This is a genomic window from Brasilonema angustatum (assembly GCF_059505445.1).
On the sequence record NZ_JCACKO010000117.1, the window covers coordinates 16,120 to 38,091 of the forward strand.

Here is a 21,972-nt window from a genome sequence, read left to right on the forward strand (position 1 = left end):
TAATTTTCAGTCTTTTGTTGGCTTATCGATGCGTTTTTAGTCTCTTGTGCAATCGCCCCAGGTAAGCCTTTCTCTGGGAGCGTCGCCCGATCACTTCACAGGTGTTGTTGCCAGGAGGGGCGCTCATGACAATTTATCACAATATGAATGAATAAGTTTAGTGAAAGAGCCAAATTTTCATCTTGATTTCATAGTGGTCTGTCATTCTAGTTAAAGAAAGGTTTGTGCAAACGATGAATCTGCAATCTAATTGAATGAAAAAAATAATGATGTACGCTGTTGCATTGGCTCTGGCTACTGCAGCCTTAATTCCTGTTAACTATGCAAACGCTAGCGCAGATGATAGTCAAGATCCTCACATTGATGGAAACGCGCAATTTCCTCCTACACGCTGGCATGTTGTTAGACATACTTTCCGGGTACATATTCCCAAAAATAGTAAGGATATTTCTCAGCTAAGTATTCAGGTTCCAACCAATGTAACTTTGAGCAATGATGTTGATGACATTAATGTAGAAGATAAAAATGGTCAAAGAATTAAGACTAATGTTTCTGTGAATGACAAAACTATACTATTAGCTTTTACCGAACCAGTTACTCCTAACACTCAGTTATAAATTGACCTCAAGAATGTCAAACGACGAACAGGAGGAAATAGTTATTTTTATCGATTCTTCACTAAGTTTGCTGGCACTAGTACAGAAGTTCCTATAGGAGGAGCCAGTTTCCGCATTGGTTATTAACTCTATTGCTACCCAGTTATAAAAAATTTGGCGTAGCATACTTCAATTATGCAACGCCAAAAATTTTTATAGTCAAGCTAGAGTTTAATTGCATATTTGTTGAAGTCAAGCCAGAAATTTCACAGTAATTTCATCTTCACATGACAATCTAGTACAAAAGGAGTCTTGTTAGCGTGGAACATTTGCTGTGTTTACCCAATAGCAAGCGACTTTAATAGAACGCAAATACCAGCTTCAAAATTAATATGAATCACCTTGCCAAATCTTCAGCTTTCGAGAATGTTGTTAACTCTCAACAAAAAAATTATTCTAGTACATGGAAAAAATTTGCCGCTGCTGATGTTACCCAGGTAATAGGAAATGTGCCGATTGTACAACTCAGAAACATCTGCCGTGTAGGTGTTACATCAGAATGTTTCTTGAAGCTAGAAAGCTGTAATCCCGGAGGGTCAATTAAGGAGAAAAATGCGATTTACCTCGTCACGCGTGCGGAAGAGGAAGGGCTACTTGTGCCTGGTGGTACGATTATCGAATCAAGTTCGGGCAATTTCGGCGTTGGTCTTGCTATGGTAGGAGCAGCACGAGGATATCGAGTCATTATTGTAGTCGATGCAAAAACTGCTCCACCGTTTCGACGAATGATTCAAGCATACGGTGCTGAACTTGTAGATGTACCTCTTCACGAGGCAGACGAATCAGGCTCAATGCAAAAAGCCCGAATGAAACGAGCAAAGGAGCTTGCAGCAACTATTCCTCATGCTTGGTATCCATGTCAGCATTTGAATCCTTTGAATCCGGAGGCACATTCATACTATACCGCGCGTGAGATTGAAGCCTACTTTTCTTCAGATCTCGATGCCGTAGTGGTTGGTATGAGCACTGCGGGACAAATAATGGGAATTGCTCGCTATCTTCTGCCCCGCTTTCCGCATCTGCAAGTTGTTGGCGTTGATGTGGAGGGGTCGGTCATTATGGGAACACCATCAAAACCATACAAGATGACAGGTATTGGGTTATCGTTCTTTCCACCTAATCTCGACCTTTCGCTGTTAACTCGTGGGTATGTGATACCTGAGGCGATCGCCTACTCAGTGTGTCATGCACTTGCACGTCGCGAGGGATTGCTTCTGGGTGCGTCAACTGGGGCAATTGTGGCTGGTGGCTTGCATCTTGCACGTGAACTTGGTCCTAGTGCCCGTATTCTTATGATCAATCCAGACCGAGGGGATCGATATTTAGAGACAGTGTACGATTCCAATTGGCTCTCCCATCACGGATTTGCGCTTATCGAGGGGGGGCATCTTGATCATGCGATCGCTTCACTAAGTCCCTTGTATTTCTAGTACCATCACGGATAGCGCTGAGAAATATTATGAACACCCCACCCCATATTGAAGAAGGTAAGAACGCACTTCAGGAGCGATCGCTTCTGATGCTACTCACCCAGTTTATTCCACTTTCCCTGTCCGATGTGGCTATGACCCTCGGCGATCCGCTTCAGACAGCTGCACTCAGTCGCCTTGCATTCCCGCAAGAGACGTTAGCAGGAGTAGGAATTGTCAAAGCGGTTGCTGTATTTCTGGAAAGCCCAATTATTATGATTCTTCATGCCTCAACAGCGCTTGGGAACTATGCCATGTCTCGGCGTGCGCTTTGGCAGTTTACGGTATTTGCGGGACTCTGTCTGAGTAGTATCTTTCTTATATTTACATGGGAGCCTTTATATAACTGGCTTCTTCTTGACGTATTTGGAGTCAGCCCTTTGATCGCCACACGAGGCAGAACTCCTTTTCTTTTGATGTTTCTTTGGCCGTTCGTCATTGCTTGGCGACGGTTTTTTCAAGGACTGCTTATCCGTGCTAGAAAAAGCGCTCCCGTAGGATGGGCAAGTGTTGCACGATTTATTTGGGTCATTGTAGCGCTGTCAGTGGGAGTGAGTCTCAAATGTGATGGGGCACTCCTTGCAGGTGTCACTTTGATGGGAGCAATACTCATTGAAGCAGTACTGGTTACATGGTTTTGTTCGCGTCTCGGCATTACCTCTATTCTTGACCAGCACATACATTATGAGACTAAAAAGCTTCCTAAAACCTTTCGAGGTGTCACATATTACTATCTTCCTCTTGCCTCAACAATGCTTCTTCTCTGGGGTGCAAGGGCGATACTCTTGAGTCTTGTTGCTCGGTCGTTCGATGGAAGTCTTGCACTCGCTGTGTGGCCGGCTGCTTGGGGGTTGGTTCTTTCTATTGCGAATGGCACACGAATGGTTCAACAAGTGGTGATTTCTTCATATGAAGAGACTTCAAAGCGGACACTTATTACCTTTGTAATTATTGTCGGTTTGGGTTTTACCTCGATACCGTTTTTTCTGGGATTTACGGACAAAGGATTCTCACTTCTTCGTCAGTTTTTCGGAGATAATCCAACTCTTGTGAAAGCAGCACGTCCGGTTGTACAAATTCTCTCGTGCTTACCCTTTCTCCTGGCGCTCCAAAATACTTTCCAAGGACTTCTTATTCACTGGGCAAAGAACTGGTTCATTAATCTTGCAACACTCATTGCCGCATCTTTCACCTTGATAGTATGTGGAAGTCTCATTTTCGTTGGACATAGCGGAGCTACTTCAGCAGCGTATGGAATGATTGCGGGAATTATAGGTGAAATTTTGGTGCTTCTTTTCGCACTTCAACATAAGTAGGTGGGCATGATTAAACCGAACTATATTAACTTGTGTAAAGCACCATAAACGCTTTAAAAACAGGCTTTTAAGCAATTTACATTTCTTAATCTAGTTGTGTTTTTTCGCGCCCACCTACTTAGATATAGGAATCCGGTTTGATTTGGTGAATTGACAAAGTAGAGCCAGGGAACGCTTAACAGGGAACAGGGAACGCTTAACAGGGAAGAAGCAATAAAAGCGTACGGAGTTTTTTTCAAAAATCAAATAGGAGTCCTATATTGGTGTAGCTACGCTTAAAATTTATTGATGAACAAACTTCAAAGGTATATCTGCTCGTTATGAAAGTTCTCCTAGTTGAAGATGAGCCAGATCTAGGCGCATCGATTCAACGAAAATTGAGCAAAGAAAAATATATTGTTGACTGGATTTTAGACGGCACAGAAGCTTGGAGTTGCTTGGAAGACCAATGGACGCAATATACACTGGCAATCTTTGATTGGTTACTCCCAGGAATATCGGGTTTAGAACTCTGCAAGCGATTACGGGTTCGTCGCAACCCTTTACCCGTGCTGATACTTACAGCTAAAGACAGTATGGCAGATAAAGTGGCTGGACTGGATGCAGGAGCTGATGACTATTTGGTCAAGCCGTTTGGGATGGAGGAACTGCTAGCGCGGTTGCGTGCATTGCAAAGGCGATCGCCCCAGTTTCAACCTCAGCAACTTCAAGTTGGTAGTTTTATTTTAGATTACGGTAGTGGTACGGTTTGCTATCAACACCCTAATGGTGATAATCAGGTCGTTTCTCTAACAAAGAAAGAATTTCATCTGTTGGAATACTTCATGAAACATCCCAACCAAATTCTTAGCCGCGAACAAATTTTGAGCCATCTTTATACGTTGAATGCGGAACGTGTTAGTAATGTGGTGGCAGCTCAAATCCGACTGTTGCGACGTAAATTGTCAGAACATGGTTGTGATGATTTTATCGAAACCGTCCCCAGCATGGGTTATCGTTTCAATTCCAGCGATGCAAATTAAACTGTTTCGTCAGACTCGCACCTCGCTCGCTCTGTGGTATGCAGTAGTTATGGGTTTGATTTTGACTGTATGCGGTTTCGTCGTTTATGAGATCATCATTGACACTTACTTAGTTTCCATCAACCAAGAACTAGAGTCTGTCTCAGGCACACTGCATGATGTTATTGAACCGACTTTGAAAAAACCTGGTCGTATGGAGCCAGTTTTTCAACAGATTCTACCAAATATTTGTCTAGTTGAGTCTAGCTGCTCTACTGAAAAAATCTTTGGGCAAAGCCAACACACACTTCCTGAACACGGTATTTTTAGTTCTGTATACAAAAATAAGCAGTATTACATCCGTTTTGTCAATACTTCAGAACGGTTAATTGCTGTCGCTGGTTTCCAACCTCACGAATTACCAGCGATTGTGCAAACAAAAGTGTGGCAAACACTTAAAGACCGGCAAGGCAATCGTTATAATCAAAAGACTTTGTCGTTGCATATTCAAGATAATCAGGTTTGGGGTTATATACAGGTGGGGCGTAGTCTCAAAGAGCTTGATAATCGTCTCGCTGCTTTAAAATTGGTTTTAGCGCTGGGATTGCCCATTACAGTACTGCTCGTTGGTGGTTCTAGTTGGTGGCTAGCAGGGTTGGCGATGCGACCAATTCACAGGTCATACAAACAAATGCAACAGTTTACGTCTGATGCTTCTCATGAGTTGCGTACTCCTCTAGCAGCAATTAATGCAACAGTAGAAACTATACTTGATACGGAGCATCTCTGTGAACAAGAAGCACGAGATACCCTAGCATCTATTCAACGTCAAAATTACCGACTCGCTGAACTGGTTAGTGATTTACTGCTACTGTCTCGATTGGATCAGCAAACGCTGGCTACACAATGGGTACCTTGCTGTCTTAACGTTTTGATTAATGACCTAATAGAAGAGTTTTCCGCGTTAGCGAGTGCAGCTTCTTTAAAATTAACATCTTCCGTGTTATGTCACCAGCCGTTGTATGTGATGGGGGATGAAGACCAACTTTTACGCCTACTTTCTAATTTGATTGCTAACGCCATTAAATACACCACAGCAGGCGGTTATGTAAATGTCATTCTCAAATGCAACAACGGTTATGCTGTGATTGAAGTTCAAGATACGGGGATTGGTATTGCACCTGGTGAGCAAAAGCGGATTTTTAATCGCTTTTATCGGGTGAATAGCGATCGCTCGCGTACCACTGGTGGATCAGGATTAGGACTGGCGATCGCGACTGCTATTGTTCAAGCACATAAAGGTAGTCTGCATGTGCAAAGCGAAGTTGGTAAAGGCAGCACCTTCATCGTTCAATTGCCACTTAAGACATTTCGCTGCTGATGGGCAGGGTTACGGTGAATGTTGTCCCAACATTAATTTCGCTGTTTACCGTAATTGTTCCGCCATGTCGCTCAACTAGCTGTTTAACAATCGCCAGTCCCAATCCAGTTCCAGGAATATTGCCAACGTTACTAGCACGATAAAAGGATTCAAACAGTCGTTGTTGATCTGCTGGCGCAATACCGATGCCCTGATCCTGTACTTGAAATATCACAGCTTGCGATTGGCATTGCACTCTCAGTTCAACGCTGCTGTCGGGTGCTGAGTATTTGATAGCATTAGACAGTAGATTGGTCAAAACATGCCGCACTAAAGCTTCATCCATATAAACTGTGACACATTCATCTTCACAATTGAAATCAATGGTGTGACCAGTAGATGTGCTGAATTTGACTTCTTCAATTAGCTTCTGGCACAAAGGCGAAATCGCTAGCCCAACAGAATTAGACGTTAGGCGATTCGCTTCAGATTTGCTCAAAGTCAAAACATCATCCAGCAAGGCAATCATGCGGCGAACAGCAGCTTGGATACGTTGAAAAAAGTCTGCTCTCTTTTCTTGAGATAGTTTGTCTTGTTCTAGCAAACGAGTGAAACCAGAAATGGTATTTAGCGGATTGCGAAATTCATGAGAAACCATTGAGATAAAGCGCGATTTTTGTTCTTTAAGTTCGCGTTCTCGCTTGAGTGCAGTCTCAAGCTGTAGTGAAAGCCGCCGCGATCGCAACAGCATTTCAATTCGTGCCTGCAACTCTAGCTTTTCGATTGGTTTTGCAATCAGCTCATCCACACTTTGCCACAAATGCCGTGTCAATAGTTTCACGTCAGAGCGGACTGTAATCAGCAAAAACGGCAGAAAAACGGGTTGCTCTTTGTGTTTTCTCGCTTGCACCCACTCCCACAGGTAGTCCAGTGCTGGACCGTCGAGAATGCATAAGTCAAATGGCTCATCTAAAAGTGGCATGGCTTTTCCTGCCTGCACCACTGAGTCTGGAACCACAACCTTGTAAGACGTTCCCAGCCACTCTGCCAGCAGGCGACGATTCTCAGATTGCTCAACAAAAATTAAAATTACACTCATCGCTCTTATACCTTGCTAACTGGCAATGCTGCTGCAAAGGTTTCTTATGGCTAAACGACATAAGCTATTAATCACGGTTTATCATTAAGCAACTCGGGCACTCCAGTCAACACACCTCGAAGGTGTGTGAGTGGCTCGCCGACTTTGATTCCGTAGCGACTAATTTTAAATTCGCGCAGGGTTTTCTCAAAGTCGGTCATCCGCTTTTTCAAAACGCCGATCGCTCGCCGCAGTTCGCCTTTCATTTCTAAGTAACGCAAAAATATAATCGTGTCTGCCAGATAGCTAATGCCAATTTCTGTAACTCGGAATTCCCCTGTAATCGTTTCAACCTCGTTGATCAGCAGCACAGCGATACCCATGTTTTGCAAATACTTGCATAGCGAATGAATATGGGTTGTCAACTCTTGCCCGCGCACCGAAAGCCGATAGCCGGACACACTATCAATCATGACAATCCGCGCCTGTTTTTCCTCTACTTCCTGACGCACCAGGTTAGCAAATTCATCGGGTGTATAATACAGCGGCTCCACTTGAACAACTGAGAGTGTCCCGCGCGCCTGCATCGCATCAACCGCGATGTTAATCCCTTGTGCACGGCGCAGCAGCGTTTCCTTTCTTTCCTCGAAAGTGTAAATGATCGAATGTTCCCCCCGTCCGGCAGCCTCTTTCATAAACTGGAGTCCCAACGTAGTTTTACCCACGCCACTCGGACCGGTGATAATGGTAATGGTGCTGCGCTCAATTCCACCGTGCAGCAACTCGTCGATTTCCGGAATTCCAGAGGGGATCACTTCAGTAGTAAAAGCTTGTCCGTAGGTTTGTGGTATTAACCGGGGGAAGAGCTGCATTCCTGTGTTGGTTAGGCGAATTGCATGATTGCCGTTTAGAAAGTCACTCCCCCGAAATTTAGAAATACAGAGCGTGCGCTCACTGTCGCTGAAACTTAGATTCAGTACCGCATCACTCATAAACTGTAAATCATCGTCGGGTGCTTCTTCACTGCTTTCTGAAGTGAATAGAACAGTGATGTCTTGCTCGACCAAAAATCGCAGAAACGACAGCACTTGCTTACGAAACTGAAACGTATCAGTTGCAAGGTAGCGAAACTGCGTCATCGAATCAATAAAAATGCGCTGCGGCTTGAGGGCTTCTACCTGCTGTACAATTCGACGGGTTGTCGGTTCACGTTCTACTTCAGCCGGTGAGAAAATATCGTAAGTCTGAACTTCGGCGAAAAATTCCGCTGTGGGACTCAGGTCAAGAAAAGTAATGTTTTCTAAGTCAAATCCCAGCCCTTGAGCAGTTCGCCTCAGTTGTGTGACAGATTCTCCCAAGGTAATGAACAAAACCTGTTCGCCTTTTGCTGCCCCAGTTGTTAAAAAATGCATTCCCAGCGTTGTTTTGCCAGCCCCAGGTCCACCCCGGATTAAGTAGGCGCGACCTGGAACATAACCACCGTGGAGAACTCCGTCTAAACCCGAAATTCCCGAAGACAAACGATTGTCCAACATTTGTAAGCAGTGTTCCTTTCCCTATAGGTTTAGCGCAATTCCAGCATAGCGTGCTCTTTCAACTGCATAGGTTTTTACTACCAATTAGGAGTCAAAAAGTTCAGGCTTGTATTATTTTGATGTAAAGTATACCGTTTTTGATGCAGAATAAACGCTTGAGTAAAGAAAAGCTTGATCTGCTCCACTTGGACGATCGCCTGCATAGGTGGGTACTTGTACAGAGTAGCATCAGACTTCAAAAGCGCACTGGCTTCTGCGTAGGCAACTGCGTTCCCCCCTTTGCGCATACGTACTAGGCTTGTTCGGCACCAGATCGCCCGTTTGGAACGACAAACGAAGCTAAAGTACTGATAGTTGCATTCGGTTCACGAATCGTGGAAACAACGCGGTAGTCACTTTGCCAAGTATTTTGTGTTAAATGACAACGCACATAGCCTCGGTTTTTGCCGTCGAAGAATTTCGTATGAGGATTGGCGCTTAAAGCTGCTACAGTTGGGGGGATAAAAGCTTCAGGAAAGTCGGAGGAAATTGAGGTACCTACGAACTCAGTTGCGACAGTGGGGGAGTTTGGATTGTTGAAGTCCGTTTTTAAGTCGTGTACCCAACTCGAATGAATGTCACCAGCAATGACAACTGGATTGCTAGGTTGCTGTTGTTGTAGAAATTTCAAAAAACGATCGCGTGCAGCCACATAACCATCCCACTGATCCAAATTAAAAACTTCTTGCCCTGCACGAGCATCAAAGTTATATTGTGCCATCATAACTTGCTGAGCAATAACATTCTAGCGAGCTTGGGACTTACTCAAACCTCGGAATAGCCACTGTTCTTGCTTTGTGCCAGTCATATGGAAGATACTCAGTATGGTGATTTTTGAATTGTCTCAAAAAAATTTTGAAAAAAGGGGGTGAGGGGTCTTGCCCCTCACTCAAAAAATGCTATACTGTGTTATGTAGATGCACCCTGATGATCTGGAGAGCTGCCCAAGTGGCTCTCTATTTTTTTATCCTTTTTTTGGGTTTGGTGTCCTCTAAAGAATTTCCGAAAAAAAAATAAATGAGGGGTCTAGCCAATCACCCCCATTATGTATTATTATGATATACAAAGATGCACCCTGATGATCTGGAGAGCTGCCCAAGTGGCTCTCTTTTTATTTGTTTAATAATTATTAGCGATGAATGGCTGCTACTTTGTCAAGAGTTTCAAAACTGAAAGTAGAACCAAAAGCTTGGTATAATCACCATTGACAAGAATTCAGAATGCAGAACGCCACAAGCAAAAATCTGGCGCTGTGATCAAACAGGGGGAAAACAATGGCAGACTGGCAAGAAATTAGTGGTGGTATCACAGCACCTAGAGGGTATCGTTCAGCAGGAATTACAGCAGGGTTGAAACCTTCAGGATTGCCGGATTTGGCTTTGATAGTCTCAGATGTGGAGGCGATCGCCGCAGGTGTATTCACCATCAGTCATGTTAAAGCTGCCTGTGTTGATTATTGCCGTCAAACCTTGCAAGCAAAGCATAGCGCCCGTGCTATCCTTTGCAACGCTGGACAAGCCAACGCTGCAACTGGTCACCAAGGCTGGTTAGACGCGATAGAATCAGCAATGGCAGTAGCGCAAGCACTCAACATTCCCTCAAAATCGGTGCTACTCGCTTCCACGGGTGTGATTGGGCAACGCATTCGCATGGATGCACTCAAAGCAGGAATACCCAAAGTCGTTGCAGCACTTTCTGAAACAGGGTCAGATGCAGCAGCTGGTGCGATAATTACCACAGACTTGGTGACAAAATCTATTGCCTTGGAGACAATGATAGGCGATCGCCCAGTACGAATTGGAGGTATCGCCAAAGGTTCTGGGATGATTCATCCCAACATGGCAACAATGCTTGCGTTTGTGACTTGTGATGCAGCTGTGTCTCCGACTCTCTGGCAACAAATGTTGAGTCGCGCGGCTGATAGAAGCTTCAATTCCATCACTGTTGATGGGGATACAAGTACTAATGACAGTTTAATCGCTCTTGCCAACGGTCAATCGCGCACCCCAGCAATTACCGAAATGGGCGCAGAAGCCGAAAAATTAGAGGCAATGTTAACAGCAGTTTGCCAGCATTTGGCGAAGGCGATCGCCCGTGACGGTGAAGGCGCAACTTGTCTTATAGAAGTGCAAGTCACAGGGGCGCAAGATGAACAAGCAGCCCGTCAAATTGCCAAAACCATTGCAGGTTCTTCTCTTGTCAAGTCTGCTATTTTTGGACGCGATCCCAACTGGGGACGTATTGCAGCAGCTGCCGGACGCGCGGGAGTTCCTTTTGAACAAGAAAACCTGAAAATAAAGTTAGGAGATTTCTTGCTGATGGAGAATGGTCAACCATTACCATTTGATAAGAAAGCTGCAAGTGAGTATTTGAAACAAGCAGCACTTGGTGCGTACCTCAAAGAAGATACTGTGTTGATTGCTGTTAGTATTGGCAATGGTTCTAGTTCAGGTAAGGCTTGGGGTTGTGACTTGAGCTATGACTACGTGAAAATTAACGCCGAGTACACGACTTGAAGTATGGAAATTGGGCGTTGCTGAATCAAGATATGAATTGAGAAAATCACGATTTTGTAGAGACATTGCATGCAACGTCTTTACAAGGGTTAGGGAAAATTAAAAATCTATTGACAAACCCAATTCATGACCAAATTCAGTAACACCGGAAGTTATCTCATCCTCCCTCATCTGCTTCATCCTCCAGCCTACGGCAGGAAGCGCTTTGATTTAACAGTTCTCAGTCATCAGTTATCAGTTACCAGTTAATCCCCATGAATTCAGGGGATTAACTGGTAACTGTTCACTGTTCACTGATTCGGTATAAGTAGGTGGGCGGGAAAATTTATCAGTTTGTCATTGCGAGTGGAACGCAGTGAGACCAGCGCTGCAGGAGGGTTTCCCGACCTAGGCGACTGGCGAACCCGAAGGGTGGAACGTAGACCCCGGAGGGGGCTTCCCGCAGGGTAGCAATCGCAATGGTTTTGACCACTTTATATTTTGTTACATAGTTAGGTTTATTTGTGCCTACCTACTTAGTTCTTCAAGAGGTTGCCAAGAAGTTGGGCAGAGGATTACCACCGTTTTGACCAACAGCTGGGATTTCCAACAGAGAATCCGTAGCTTGCGTGGTACCGTCTTGTGTTTTGACGTTGGGGTCGATGGTGACGGAGTTTTGGTCTCCTGGATGTCCGTTAGGAACGAACAATTGCGGGTGGTCGAAGGGCGCTTTTTGATTGCGGACTCGTTCATCAGTCAGCCCTTTCAAAAAGGCAACCAGCCCCTGTTTTTCCTCGGGTGTTAGATTCAGCGGCGGGAGTGCGCCACCAAAGTCGCCGCCTCGATTGTAAAAATCAACCACTTGCTCCAGAGTTGACTGACCACCATTGTGGAAGTAAGGGGCAGTGAGTTCTATATTGCGAAGTCCGGGTGTTTTGAACGCTCCGTCTGCAGTCACCGCTTCATTGGGATCAAGCGGGGGATTGAGGGTAGGGGGGTCTTCGCCGAGGAGTTGCTTAAATTTTCCCTGCTGAGCTAGCCGGACTTCCGACAAGGGATTGCCTTGACCATTACCATCCAAACCGTCATTACCACCCAAACCGGGGTCTTCGCTGGAAGGTCTGACGCCGATGCTAAAGAAGCCACTGTCTTCAGGACGCCCACCGGCCTGCACAGGCGCACGTCCGATTCGTCCCCTTTGAGCGACGGTACTCACTGAAGCGGCGGTCAATTCCGATCCTGCGTGGCAGGCAATGCACGTACCCTTGTTTTGGAAAATGTTCCACCCCAGCTGCTGCTGGGCAGTCAGAGCGCCAGTGTTTCCAGCTAAGAACTGGTCAAATGGTGTCTCAGCAGAAACCAATGTTGACTCGTACGCCTGAATTGCCAGCCCAAAGAAGAGCGAGAAGTTGTACTCTGCTAGCGTGAATTCGTTGGTGTTCAACTTGCCCTTTTTGTGCGAGAAGGTTCGCCTACCGGTTGTTGGGTTAATTTTGATAATAATATCTGAATCCCACCACTCCCGCTTGAAGGCGTCCTGGAGCAAGGCCTCGTAGGACTTTTTCAGACCTGGTTTAGACGAATAGGCACTGGAGTTGCTTAAAGAACTTAAAACACTATCATCATAAGCTACAATCTGCTTGGCAAGAGGCTGCAGGGCAAGGAACTTCTTACCGAGCTTCCTACCCACCCTTCTGAAACGCTTATTATTGGATCCAGGAGAAAGTCGGCTTGCCTGCTCATCGCTGTTGGTAGTGTTTTCCAAGACCTCCGCATTAACGGTATTGTTAACAGTGTGACCTAGGGTGTTGAACACCTTAACCGTAGTATCGTCTCCAGATAACTCAATTCTCAATGGCGTGGTGATATTGGTTAATTCAGCGGACGTCTCCAAGGAATTCTCCGGTGGTGCCACCGCCTGTGAAGCCAGTGAGGAATTATTGAGACTAACTTGCACATCTTCCAGTCGTTTTCGGTGAACTGCTTTCAAAACATAAGCATTAGAGTCTCTCAACCCCAAGGGATTTACCCCGTTGAAGGTGTTTTGAGCCAGTCCGTCCCAGAAGTTGCGAAAGTTAAACACTGCGTTGATCACTGATGGTGAATGCCGGGGCGTCACTTGACGCACGTTCGTGCCATTCACATTGAAGACTTGATCCTTCAAAGGCGTCACTTTGTCCTTGTCACTGCCAGGATTAACGTCAACAAATCTTGCCCTGAAGACCCCTTTGGAGCCAGCAACATCATTATTGTCAGAGACAACGGTCGAAGATATGTCATCTGGGTTTGCTAGCTTATGAAATGGGTAATCTGCTGCCGTCAGCTGGTAGTTCGGACCTTTTCCCGGGGTGAAAGTCCTATCAATGAAACCTGGGCTGATTTGGTTTTTGGATCTGCTGTCCGCTCCAGCATGAAAGTGACAACTGGCACAAGACTGGATGCCATCGTAGCCAAGCTGCATATCCCAGAAAAGAGACTTTCCTAGGGCGATCGCAGCTTTTTCATCTTTTACGAAATCCGTCAGATTCTTTGGTTTTGGAATCTCTATCCTATCGAGGGGAGGCGTAGGCGGCGGAGTTATTTGCGCCGATACAGTATGTCCGGTTAGGACTGCAACGATCACCAGCGCGGCGATCGCCGCACCTTTTTTCATGCTCCTAAACCATTTGGATGCTAGATGAGTAAGTTTACTTACCATCAGAGTTGTCCAAATGGCAATATTTTGTATTCTTTGTAAGAGTTTTGATAGCAGATGGATAAAGGGGGAAGCAGAGGAACTTTCCCTTCTCCTACTTGCCTTTTGGGTGTCTTTCGACTCCTCAAATTCAGACAAGCCGCTATGGCGACTTTTTCTAGCATTGCTCATTGTTTTTCTGTTTTTCTGTGTTTTTTTGCCAAAATTTGAGTCAATTTATGCTAGATTCTGTTGCAACAATATGTGCTGCTTTAAACAGGGTTTCTAGAACCGAATTCAAGCTACATGAAACCAAGTCATATAAAACAAGATACGGCTCTAATCATTTTTCAGGTTTATTCAGCGATTTTACGCAAGGTATATATATTTTTTACAAAAATTTACACGTGTATATTTTGAGTTAAAGTATCAGTCACAGTAGAAGGTAGTCATTAACCCGAAATGAAAAACTGGACTCAAGGAATCCCCGTTTCTTCTAAAACGGGGAGGAATTGTCTCCTTGCCTCGTCTTAGTCATTAGTCACAGGTCATTAGGAGGCAGTGCGGTCTTGGGGAGCCACTGCGAAGGGAAACGCTCTGCCGACTTGTAGCATGTGGCGTGGTTTCCCCCATGTTAGCGGAGCGAGCCGTAGGCTGCACCTGCCGTTCATTAGTATAATTAATGACGATAAATCGTGTAGCGTAGCGGTTCCTCTTAGGAACTAAAACTACTAATGACTAAAGACTAATGACTTCGATTTCCCCCCCGGCTTTTTATGAAATTGCAGTGCAGCGGTTCCTTTTAGGAACTACGTTTGCGCAGCGTCCCTCTTAGGGACTAGTGATGATTTCATAGCCGGGGGATGAGTTAACATTTTAAAGGCTTACTCAACCTTTTTCTACAATCCAACTGCCCTCTTTGTCAGCATCCCACCTGCCAGGACTTGCGCCAAAACTGTACCAGACAGTTCTCTGGCAACAAATGTTAAGTCGCGCAGCTGAGCGAGGTTTTAATTCGATCACCGTTGATGGCGATACGAGTACAAATGACAGTTTAATCGCTCTTGCCAACGGTCAATCCCGCACCCCAGCAATTACTGAAATGGGCGCAGAAGCCGAAAAATTAGAAGCGATGTTAACAGCAGTTTGCCAGCATTTGGCGAAGGCGATCGCCCGTGACGGTGAAGGCGCAACTTGTCTTATAGAAGTGCAAGTCACAGGGGCGCAAGATGAACAAGCAGCCCGTCAAATTGCCAAAACCATTGCAGGTTCTTCTCTTGTCAAGTCTGCTATTTTTGGACGCGATCCCAACTGGGGACGTATTGCAGCAGCTGCCGGACGCGCGGGAGTTCCTTTTGAACAAGAAAACCTGAAAATAAAGTTAGGAGATTTCTTGCTGATGGAGAATGGTCAACCATTACCATTTGATAAGAAAGCTGCAAGTGAGTATTTGAAACAAGCAGCACTTGGTGCATACCTCAAAGAAGATACCGTGTTGATTGCTGTTAGTATTGGCACTGGTTCTAGTTGAGGTAAAGCTTGGGGTTGTGACTTGAGTTATGACTACGTGAAAATTAACGCGGAGTATACGACTTGAGGGTACGAAGAATAGAAAAATATGGCGAAAGCAGCAGACATCGGTGGCAAGCGTTTGATTAGTCTAGCACCGGATGCTTGGGTGAAATGGGTAACGCACAAGCACACCAACAGAGGAAAAACAATGCAACGAATTTCTGTGGTTGGCACAAGTGGATCTGGCAAGACGACTTTGGCGCAGTAAATTTACGCCTCGTTGGCTCTCTCTAGATCGATGGATTGCGCAGCTTGACGAAACGATGCTATCGACTTGAGGCTATTGGAGGGACAATCCCACAGAATGTATTTGAAGCAATCAGGAATATCTACGATTCGCAGCGTTTTTGCACTCCTAAGCAGGTGAATATTTTTATTGTGGCAAGCTTGGAGGTTGTAATTGGGGATTCTGTCGCAAAGATGATGAATGTTATGGTAGCCGATATCGGCGGAAAACCACTTGAAAACGGTGGGTAACTCCAGATAACTGCTGCCCTTAATTGCTCCTTCGAGATAGTCCCACCCTTCAGTTTTGTGGGCGTAAGAGCCATCAAAGTTGTGCTGAACAAAGAAGACGCAGATGAAGATTGCCGCAGCACAAGTTAGCGTGATTGAGTAAACGCTCACGAAAAAACCAAATCCAAGTAAATACCCCAGAAAAATCCAGCTGCCGACTACACAAATGTTGTTGAACAACAGATGCCAAAACTCAGCCGCAGTGTACCAATTTCTAGACTTATGGGAGGAGATGATTCGAGGTAAATCCATAAAAGGATCTTGCTGCAAGCAAGTCACTAGATGAGTTATAAAATCATATGTTCCGGCAATCAGGGCGAGTCTTGGCTTAATCGCGAGATAGAAAAAACCTCCCGGAAAGATCATGAATGGGTGCCTCAGTAGTTCATAATGCCTTTGGGCAGATGGACTGAGGCGAGCAAACTCCTCAGTAGAGAGTAATGCACTAGGACCGCGATAGCGTTGCCAATCACCGTTGGTTTTGTGGTGATAGGCATGTCCTCTCGACCACGGATATTGAGGGATCGCGTTGATCACCCCTAGAATAAAACCGATAATCCGATTAACCCTTTTTGAACGAAAGAGTGAATAGTGTCCGCAATCATGCATTAAAGAAAAACAACGCACTGAAAACAGCGTCATCAAAACTATAATGGGCGCAAGCAACCAAAAACAAATAGAAGCTGCTTTGTGTGCTAAAAACCATAAAACCACATAAGGCACAACCGTATTCAGGATTTGATAAGTTGCCCGCAAGTCGCTGCTGTTCATGTAAGGACTCAGGACAAAATCCGACTTTTTCACTATGGTTTCCATTAAATAAAACTTTCTCCTAGATGACTGGATCGAGACAAGAAAGTTTCTTCACCAGCATTCCGGTGGCGGAGCTAATTTAGCGATTCTTTGGTCGTAGGAAGAAGCGAATTGTTTGTCAAAAACAACAGATGACTCTTGATTTTGCATGATGAAAGTGAATCAAGTGTATATAGGCTGCCCAACCTACAGAGAAAAATTTTATCAGAAGTAATCAACCGGACTCCTAATGAACTGTGGTTCATTACAGTCTTAACGGGGCGATCTGCCGCTATGCTGCAGCGAAGCTATCACCACGTACTAGGCTTGATATGAAATGGTATAACGGCTTACAACTTCGGTTCCACCCAACAGCAAAGCCAGTCGCCAAGGCAGGGTAAACCCCTTCGGGGAAGACCTCCGGTCTCGCTGCGCTTTAGACCTCTGGGCGTGCGCTTTGCGCATACGCCAGATGCCTGCGGAGGGAAACCCTCCCGCAGCCGGTTGTCGTCACCTCCAAAAAGCGCTGGCTGACTTTGTTTCACTCGCTGCGGACAACCTGAAAATGTCTACGCAGTCACTACCTTGGGTTGAGGTTTGCTAAACAACTGGGCTAAACGATGGGGTTGGCGATAGCGAAGCGCTGCTGCTTTCAGCAGATCGCGCCAATTTCCCTTACCATACGCATACCCCGCAATTAACGGCAATGCCACACTTGCCTCGGAAAATACCATCTGTTCGGTAGCTTTATCTACCTTGCCCCAAGAATGAGCTTCTTTGAGGGTAGAACCAGATAAAGTGCCGCCCCGTTGTAGCACCTGGCGTGGTTGGGGGATCTCTTGTGCGTAAGTCCTAAATCAATTGACTGAGATCTTGCACCTGCTTTTGGATCCGCCAAGAAATAAATTTCTTGGCTCAAAGGTCAAGTAAGCTAAAGCTTACTGAATATAAATTCCAGTCCGTTTTAACGGACTTCGACTATGAGCCTTGAACTTTAGTTCAAGGCGTACTCAGGGGGAGGTGCAAGATCTGAGTTGAGGGACTTGCATCCCTTTTACCATTCATCCCCCGTGAGTTGGTGAATTCTTTATTCCGTCAAAACTCGTTCAATTTTCTCAAATGCCCAATCTATTTCATCTTGAGAAATAACAAGAGGTGGGGCAAAACGGATGACATTATCTCTCGTCTCTTTGGCTAATAATCCCTCTTTAGCTAACGCCTTGCAAAAACGTCTTGCACCACCAGCTTCTTGATGTAATTCCATGCCAATGAGTAAGCCTTTACCGCGCACTTCCTTGATATGTGAACTTTTAATAGATTGTAATTTTGCCTGAAAATATTCTCCTAAAATAGCAGCTTTTCCTGACAAATCTTCCTCTATGATCACATCAAGTGCAGCGTTTGCAATTGCAGCCGCTAAAGGATTTCCTCCAAAGGTACTACCATGATCTCCTGGTTGAAAGACACTCATCACTTCGTCAGTAGAAATGAAAGCAGAAATTGGATAAAACCCACCAGATAAAGCTTTTCCGACAGTTATACCATCTGGCTTGACATCCTCATATTGATGAGCAAACATTTTGCCAGTTCTTCCCAACCCAGTTTGAATTTCATCAAAAATCAGTAAGACGTTATGCTGGCGGCAGATTTGTTCTGCTTGTTTTAAAAACCCATCGGGAGGAACAATAATACCACCTTCACCCTGAATTGGTTCTACTAAAAATGCAGCAGTGTAAGGAGTTATCGCTTTTTCTAAAGCTTCAGCATCACCAAAAGGTATGACTTTAAACCCAGTTGTCAAAGGTCCAAATCCATCTTGATATTGTTCTTCTGTGGAGAAACTGATTAAACTAATAGTCCGTCCAGAAAAGTTATTAGTACAAACAATAATTTCTGCCTGATTCTCTGGTACTCCTTTGACTTTGTAAGCCCATTTACGAATTGCTTTGACAGCAGTCTCAACAGCTTCAGCCCCAGAATTCATGGGTAACACTTTGGGCAAACCAGAAATGTTACAAAGCTTTTCGTAAAATCTTCCTAATTGATCATTACGAAAAGCTCTAGAAGTGAGTGTTACTTTTTGAGCTTGCTTAATCATAGCTTCCAGAATTTTGGGATGACAATGACCTTGATTCAGTGCTGAGTAAGCCGAAAGAAAATCCAGATATTTTTTACCTTCTATATCCCATACCCAGACTCCTTCTCCTTTGGTAATAACAACATCTAAAGGATGGTAATTATCAGCGCCATATTGCTGTTCAAGTTCGATGTAATCCTGGGTATTCATTGTGTTGAAGTTGGGAATTCCCAGAGTTTTATTCACTGCTTGCATATTTGCTCCTGAAAATCTTCTGTATTTTGAAATAGAATGAGAAAACAGCCGAAACATTACCTGTTGAATGACTCATCCAACAGGACTCAACTAGATTTCAGAAAAACCCAGCTTCATTCTTTGTTTTATATTTCGTAATTCCAGGTTGCTATTGACAATAAAGTTGAAGGCGCAACTCTCTGGATTAAGTTTGTGATGTCAAAGACAAGCGCTACTATGTGATACTGATGGATTTTTTGTTAATATCTAAACAGCTAGTAAGTACTTATTGACCAGCCATTTGTTCTTTTTCCAGACAAGCAACTTGTGTAGGACATCTTACTCCTACTTTTAGGGACGAAAAGCAGTTGTCCATTCTGTCTGAATGTGAAACTTTGCTGGCATAAAAATCAATAGTGTAAACGGTGATGTTTATGATAGTAACTTTGCTTTTATCCGCACTTGACGAATAAAAAACAAAGAATAAAAAACAAGCCGCAGGTATTTTGACTTAGAGACTTTCATCTCCACAGTTACTACCAAGTGCAGAATTTGCACTTTTCTTTTTTCGTGACTTCTGGTGGCTAATCCACTAGAACCGACTTGTACAATATCAGTATATCATTGTTTGCTGCGGTTCCTATCGTTAAATTTTTACAACAAAATCCCCGTAGAAAGAGTTATTTGTAAAACTATCGCTTATATTTATATGTTACCTTGTCGTAATAGCTGCTCTGCCCACTCCATACGTTTATCACTCACGTAGCGAAAGACTGTTGTACCAAAGAGTTTGTGAAATCCGCGTTGCACGTACTGTTTTGGACAGCTTTGGCCCATAATTGGGCATTATCCTTTAGTGTAAGGGTAATCGTGATGGCGAGTGATAACAAGAATATATATCAATAAGTATATGACAGTATGGCATGCCGCAAAACGTAGACAGAGCAGGCGTCTGTTGCTGATTTGTTGAGCATCGCAAAGGAACCTTCATGAGGCGATCTGCCCAAGGCAGAGCGCGAAGCTATCGCCTGTAAATCCTAGGACTTACGCACAAGTTAGGAAAGAACAAGACCGTGAGATTGCGCACTCCTCGTCGCAACGGGTGCAAGTACGTTATTTTTGCGTAAGTCCTGAATGTATCTTTGCTTCTCCAATCTGGGAATAATCAACCCAGTAGACTTGTTGAGGATGGGGAATTGGGACAAGAACGTGCATATTGGCTAGCTTGGTCGCAAATTTCTGGAGTTGGTCCAATATTATTACAACGGTTGCAGCAGCATTTTGGTACACTGGCAGCAGCTTGGGACGCGAAACCTGCACAGTTGGGACAAGTAGAAGGTTTTGGTTTTCAAACGCTGCAAAAAGTAGTGCAACAACGTTCTCGTTTACATCCTGAACAATTTTTGCAGCAACACCAAGAGCAAAACCCGAATTTTTGGACACCAGCAGATGCAGACTATCCTCGGTTACTACTGGAAATACCTAGCCCACCGCCTATTGTGTACTATCGTGGTGAAATAGATTTGCAAGAAAATCTGGCACAAAAACAACTCGTCGGGATTGTAGGGACACGCCAACCCTCAGAGTATGGTATGCGATGGACTCGCCAAATTAGTACAGCTTTGGCGAAAAATGGGTTCACAGTTGTTTCTGGTTTGGCAGAGGGAATTGATACTGAAAGTCACGCCGCTACTGTGAAAGCTGGAGGACGCACAATCGCAGTTTTAGGTACAGGTGTTGATGTTGTCTATCCATCTAAAAATATGGAACTGTACAAACAGATTTTGACTGCAGGCTTGGTTGTGAGTGAGTATCCAGCAAAGACGCCACCTGATCGCACCCATTTTCCTCGTCGCAACAGAATTATCGCAGGTTTAAGTCGTGCTGTGCTGGTAATGGAAGCACCGGTCAAATCAGGTGCTTTGATTACTGCAAGTTACGCAAATGATTTTGGGCGAGATGTCTATGCACTCCCTGGAAGACTGGATGATCACCCATCGCAAGGGTGTTTAAAACTACTTAGCCAAGGCGCGATTCCGATTGTTAAGGAATTAGACGAACTATTAAAAATGCTGGGAGCAATACCACAACTGGATTCTGTTGAACCATCCCCATCAGTGCAGCAGTTAACTTTACCAAGTTTACCACCAGAACTTCAACGAGTTATGGATGCAATTACTTCAGAAGCTTTAGCGTTTGATTTTATTGTTCAACAAACGGGCATAGCTACGGCTGAGGTTTCGAGTGCTTTGTTGCAATTGGAGTTGATGGGTTTAGTTTCGCAATTACCGGGGATGCGGTATCAACGATGTTTATAAAATTACTCCTTTCGGTAGGGTAAGTAAGATTTATTTTTTAACCGCAGAGGCCCAGAGAAGCCAGTATTCGGCTAGAGTTTCCCGACTTGTAGACGCCCTAAGGGCGTCTACCCGATAGCCGTAAGGCGTGGTGTCAGCCATAGGGTAGCACCTGGCGTAACACAGAGAAAGGAGTCAATTCCTATAGGTAATTTTATACCACGGATACCAGGAGACTTTCAAGCCTGTTCCCTGTTCCCTGTTCCCTCCCAGCCATAACAACTATTGCGATTCCCCATATGCCATATCATTCGCTTCAGCATAACGCTTCATAAATCTCATGAATCGTTCCCAGTGCTCCTCTTGGTCTACTTCAAATTTACATTCTACGCGCTGCAACTCATCACCTTCTGGACCCCCAAAAATGAATTGTGTGGAAGATGGAGTGACGCTGATTTCACCTTCTTCGTCTTTTAAAAGCATCGAATTTAAAGGTTGTTTTGTAAAGGTATTAAATCCTTCCAACGCTTTGAGTTGCTTAAAAATCATCACAACAATACGCTTACCAGAGGTGAGATTACGTCGCAAGCTAACATTGTTGAGTTCTTCAGTAATGCCAGAAAAAAATTGGATTGAGGGTGTGATAGATGTCATGAAAAAGGAAAATTTATCGCTGGTAAGGATAATAATACTGTGGATTCATCACCGGAGGTGGAACGAGTGGCCCAACGGGTGGCTGATACCCGTTGGAGGGTATAGTGCTTCCCATACCGTTGGGTAGAGGCGGAGTCATCACTGGGGGTTGATAACCAGTTGTAGGAATTGTGCTTCCTGTGCCGTTGGGTAGAGGCGGAGTCGTCA

At 44.6% G+C, this 21,972-nt stretch carries 17 protein-coding genes and 3 pseudogenes; 10 read left to right on the forward strand and 10 right to left on the reverse strand.

Going from position 1 to position 21,972, the window contains the following annotated elements; all coding sequences use genetic code 11:
• Positions 1-266 precede the first annotated feature (266 nt).
• The 5 genes from AC5JM2_RS18725 (at position 267) to rppB (ending at position 5,823) form a co-directional block, all read left to right on the forward strand.
• Positions 267-617 carry a DUF2808 domain-containing protein gene (locus AC5JM2_RS18725; protein WP_495836362.1) on the forward strand — a complete coding sequence of 117 codons (351 nt, stop codon included), beginning with the start codon at positions 267-269 and terminating at the stop codon, positions 615-617.
• Between the two features lie 371 nt (positions 618-988).
• Positions 989-2,086, forward strand: a complete 1,098-nt coding sequence (locus AC5JM2_RS18730) for a cysteine synthase family protein (RefSeq protein ID WP_495836363.1) — start codon at positions 989-991, stop codon at positions 2,084-2,086.
• A gap of 29 nt (positions 2,087-2,115) precedes the next feature.
• A complete protein-coding gene (locus tag AC5JM2_RS18735; protein ID WP_495836364.1) occupies positions 2,116-3,441 on the forward strand; it encodes a hypothetical protein in 1,326 nt (441 codons plus the stop codon).
• Between the two features lie 320 nt (positions 3,442-3,761).
• A complete protein-coding gene (rppA, locus tag AC5JM2_RS18740) occupies positions 3,762-4,463 on the forward strand; it encodes a two-component system response regulator RppA (RefSeq protein WP_495836365.1) in 702 nt (233 codons plus the stop codon).
• Positions 4,453-5,823, forward strand: a complete 1,371-nt coding sequence (rppB, locus tag AC5JM2_RS18745) for a two-component system sensor histidine kinase RppB (RefSeq protein ID WP_495836366.1) — start codon at positions 4,453-4,455, stop codon at positions 5,821-5,823. Before rppA ends, rppB begins: the two co-directional genes overlap by 11 nt.
• Here the strand turns inward: rppB and AC5JM2_RS18750 are convergent.
• The 3 genes and pseudogenes from AC5JM2_RS18750 to AC5JM2_RS18760 all read right to left on the reverse strand — a co-directional run.
• The gene (locus AC5JM2_RS18750) at positions 5,804-6,901 is read right to left on the reverse strand and encodes a hybrid sensor histidine kinase/response regulator (RefSeq protein WP_495836367.1); all 1,098 of its coding nucleotides are present in this window, start codon (positions 6,899-6,901) and stop codon (positions 5,804-5,806) included. The genes rppB and AC5JM2_RS18750 overlap by 20 nt on opposite strands.
• A gap of 71 nt (positions 6,902-6,972) precedes the next feature.
• Positions 6,973-8,415 carry an ATPase domain-containing protein gene (locus AC5JM2_RS18755; protein WP_495836368.1) on the reverse strand — a complete coding sequence of 481 codons (1,443 nt, stop codon included), beginning with the start codon at positions 8,413-8,415 and terminating at the stop codon, positions 6,973-6,975.
• A 292-nt stretch (positions 8,416-8,707) separates the two neighbouring features.
• A pseudogene (locus AC5JM2_RS18760) lies at positions 8,708-9,262 on the reverse strand (alkaline phosphatase D family protein); the annotation flags it as partial.
• Positions 9,263-9,728: 466 nt separating this feature from the next.
• Here AC5JM2_RS18760 and argJ point away from each other — a divergent pair.
• Positions 9,729-10,970, forward strand: a complete 1,242-nt coding sequence (argJ, locus tag AC5JM2_RS18765) for a bifunctional ornithine acetyltransferase/N-acetylglutamate synthase (protein WP_495836369.1) — start codon at positions 9,729-9,731, stop codon at positions 10,968-10,970.
• Between the two features lie 523 nt (positions 10,971-11,493).
• Here argJ and AC5JM2_RS18770 read toward each other — a convergent pair.
• Positions 11,494-13,815: a cytochrome-c peroxidase gene (locus AC5JM2_RS18770; RefSeq protein WP_495836370.1), complete on the reverse strand. Its 2,322-nt coding sequence runs from the start codon at positions 13,813-13,815 to the stop codon at positions 11,494-11,496.
• A gap of 778 nt (positions 13,816-14,593) precedes the next feature.
• Here AC5JM2_RS18770 and AC5JM2_RS18775 point away from each other — a divergent pair.
• Positions 14,594-15,220: pseudogene (locus AC5JM2_RS18775) on the forward strand (bifunctional ornithine acetyltransferase/N-acetylglutamate synthase); the annotation flags it as partial.
• 21 nt (positions 15,221-15,241) lie between these two features.
• Entirely contained in the window at positions 15,242-15,403 is a 162-nt protein-coding gene (locus tag AC5JM2_RS18780; protein WP_495836371.1) for a hypothetical protein, read from the forward strand.
• Between the two features lie 2 nt (positions 15,404-15,405).
• Here the strand turns inward: AC5JM2_RS18780 and AC5JM2_RS18785 are convergent, their stop codons facing one another.
• Positions 15,406-16,515 (reverse strand): fatty acid desaturase, encoded by a 1,110-nt coding sequence (locus tag AC5JM2_RS18785; RefSeq protein WP_495836372.1) that lies wholly within the window; start codon positions 16,513-16,515, stop codon positions 15,406-15,408.
• Positions 16,516-16,760: 245 nt separating this feature from the next.
• Here AC5JM2_RS18785 and AC5JM2_RS18790 point away from each other — a divergent pair, with 245 nt between their 5' ends.
• Complete coding sequence (locus tag AC5JM2_RS18790; protein WP_495836373.1) at positions 16,761-16,904, forward strand: hypothetical protein; 144 nt, start codon at positions 16,761-16,763, stop codon at positions 16,902-16,904.
• Between the two features lie 168 nt (positions 16,905-17,072).
• Here AC5JM2_RS18790 and AC5JM2_RS18795 read toward each other — a convergent pair whose 3' ends face one another.
• From AC5JM2_RS18795 to AC5JM2_RS18805, 3 genes are all read right to left on the reverse strand, one after another.
• On the reverse strand, positions 17,073-17,321 hold the full coding sequence (locus AC5JM2_RS18795; RefSeq protein WP_495836374.1) for a deoxyhypusine synthase family protein: 249 nt from the start codon (positions 17,319-17,321) through the stop codon (positions 17,073-17,075).
• A 269-nt stretch (positions 17,322-17,590) separates the two neighbouring features.
• Positions 17,591-18,835, reverse strand: a complete 1,245-nt coding sequence (gene rocD / locus AC5JM2_RS18800) for an ornithine--oxo-acid transaminase (protein WP_495836375.1) — start codon at positions 18,833-18,835, stop codon at positions 17,591-17,593.
• A gap of 684 nt (positions 18,836-19,519) precedes the next feature.
• Positions 19,520-19,651, reverse strand: a complete 132-nt coding sequence (locus tag AC5JM2_RS18805) for a hypothetical protein (RefSeq protein ID WP_495836376.1) — start codon at positions 19,649-19,651, stop codon at positions 19,520-19,522.
• Positions 19,652-20,010: 359 nt separating this feature from the next.
• On the opposite strand from AC5JM2_RS18805, the gene dprA reads away from it, so the two are divergent.
• On the forward strand, positions 20,011-21,132 hold the full coding sequence (gene dprA, locus AC5JM2_RS18810; RefSeq protein ID WP_495836535.1) for a DNA-processing protein DprA: 1,122 nt from the start codon (positions 20,011-20,013) through the stop codon (positions 21,130-21,132).
• Between the two features lie 261 nt (positions 21,133-21,393).
• On the opposite strand, the gene psb28 is transcribed toward dprA, so the two are convergent.
• Together psb28 and AC5JM2_RS18820 are read right to left on the reverse strand one after the other, a co-directional pair.
• Positions 21,394-21,765 carry a photosystem II reaction center protein Psb28 gene (gene psb28 / locus AC5JM2_RS18815; protein WP_495836377.1) on the reverse strand — a complete coding sequence of 124 codons (372 nt, stop codon included), beginning with the start codon at positions 21,763-21,765 and terminating at the stop codon, positions 21,394-21,396.
• A 13-nt stretch (positions 21,766-21,778) separates the two neighbouring features.
• Positions 21,779-21,972 (reverse strand): annotated as a pseudogene (locus tag AC5JM2_RS18820) (serine hydrolase); the annotation flags it as partial.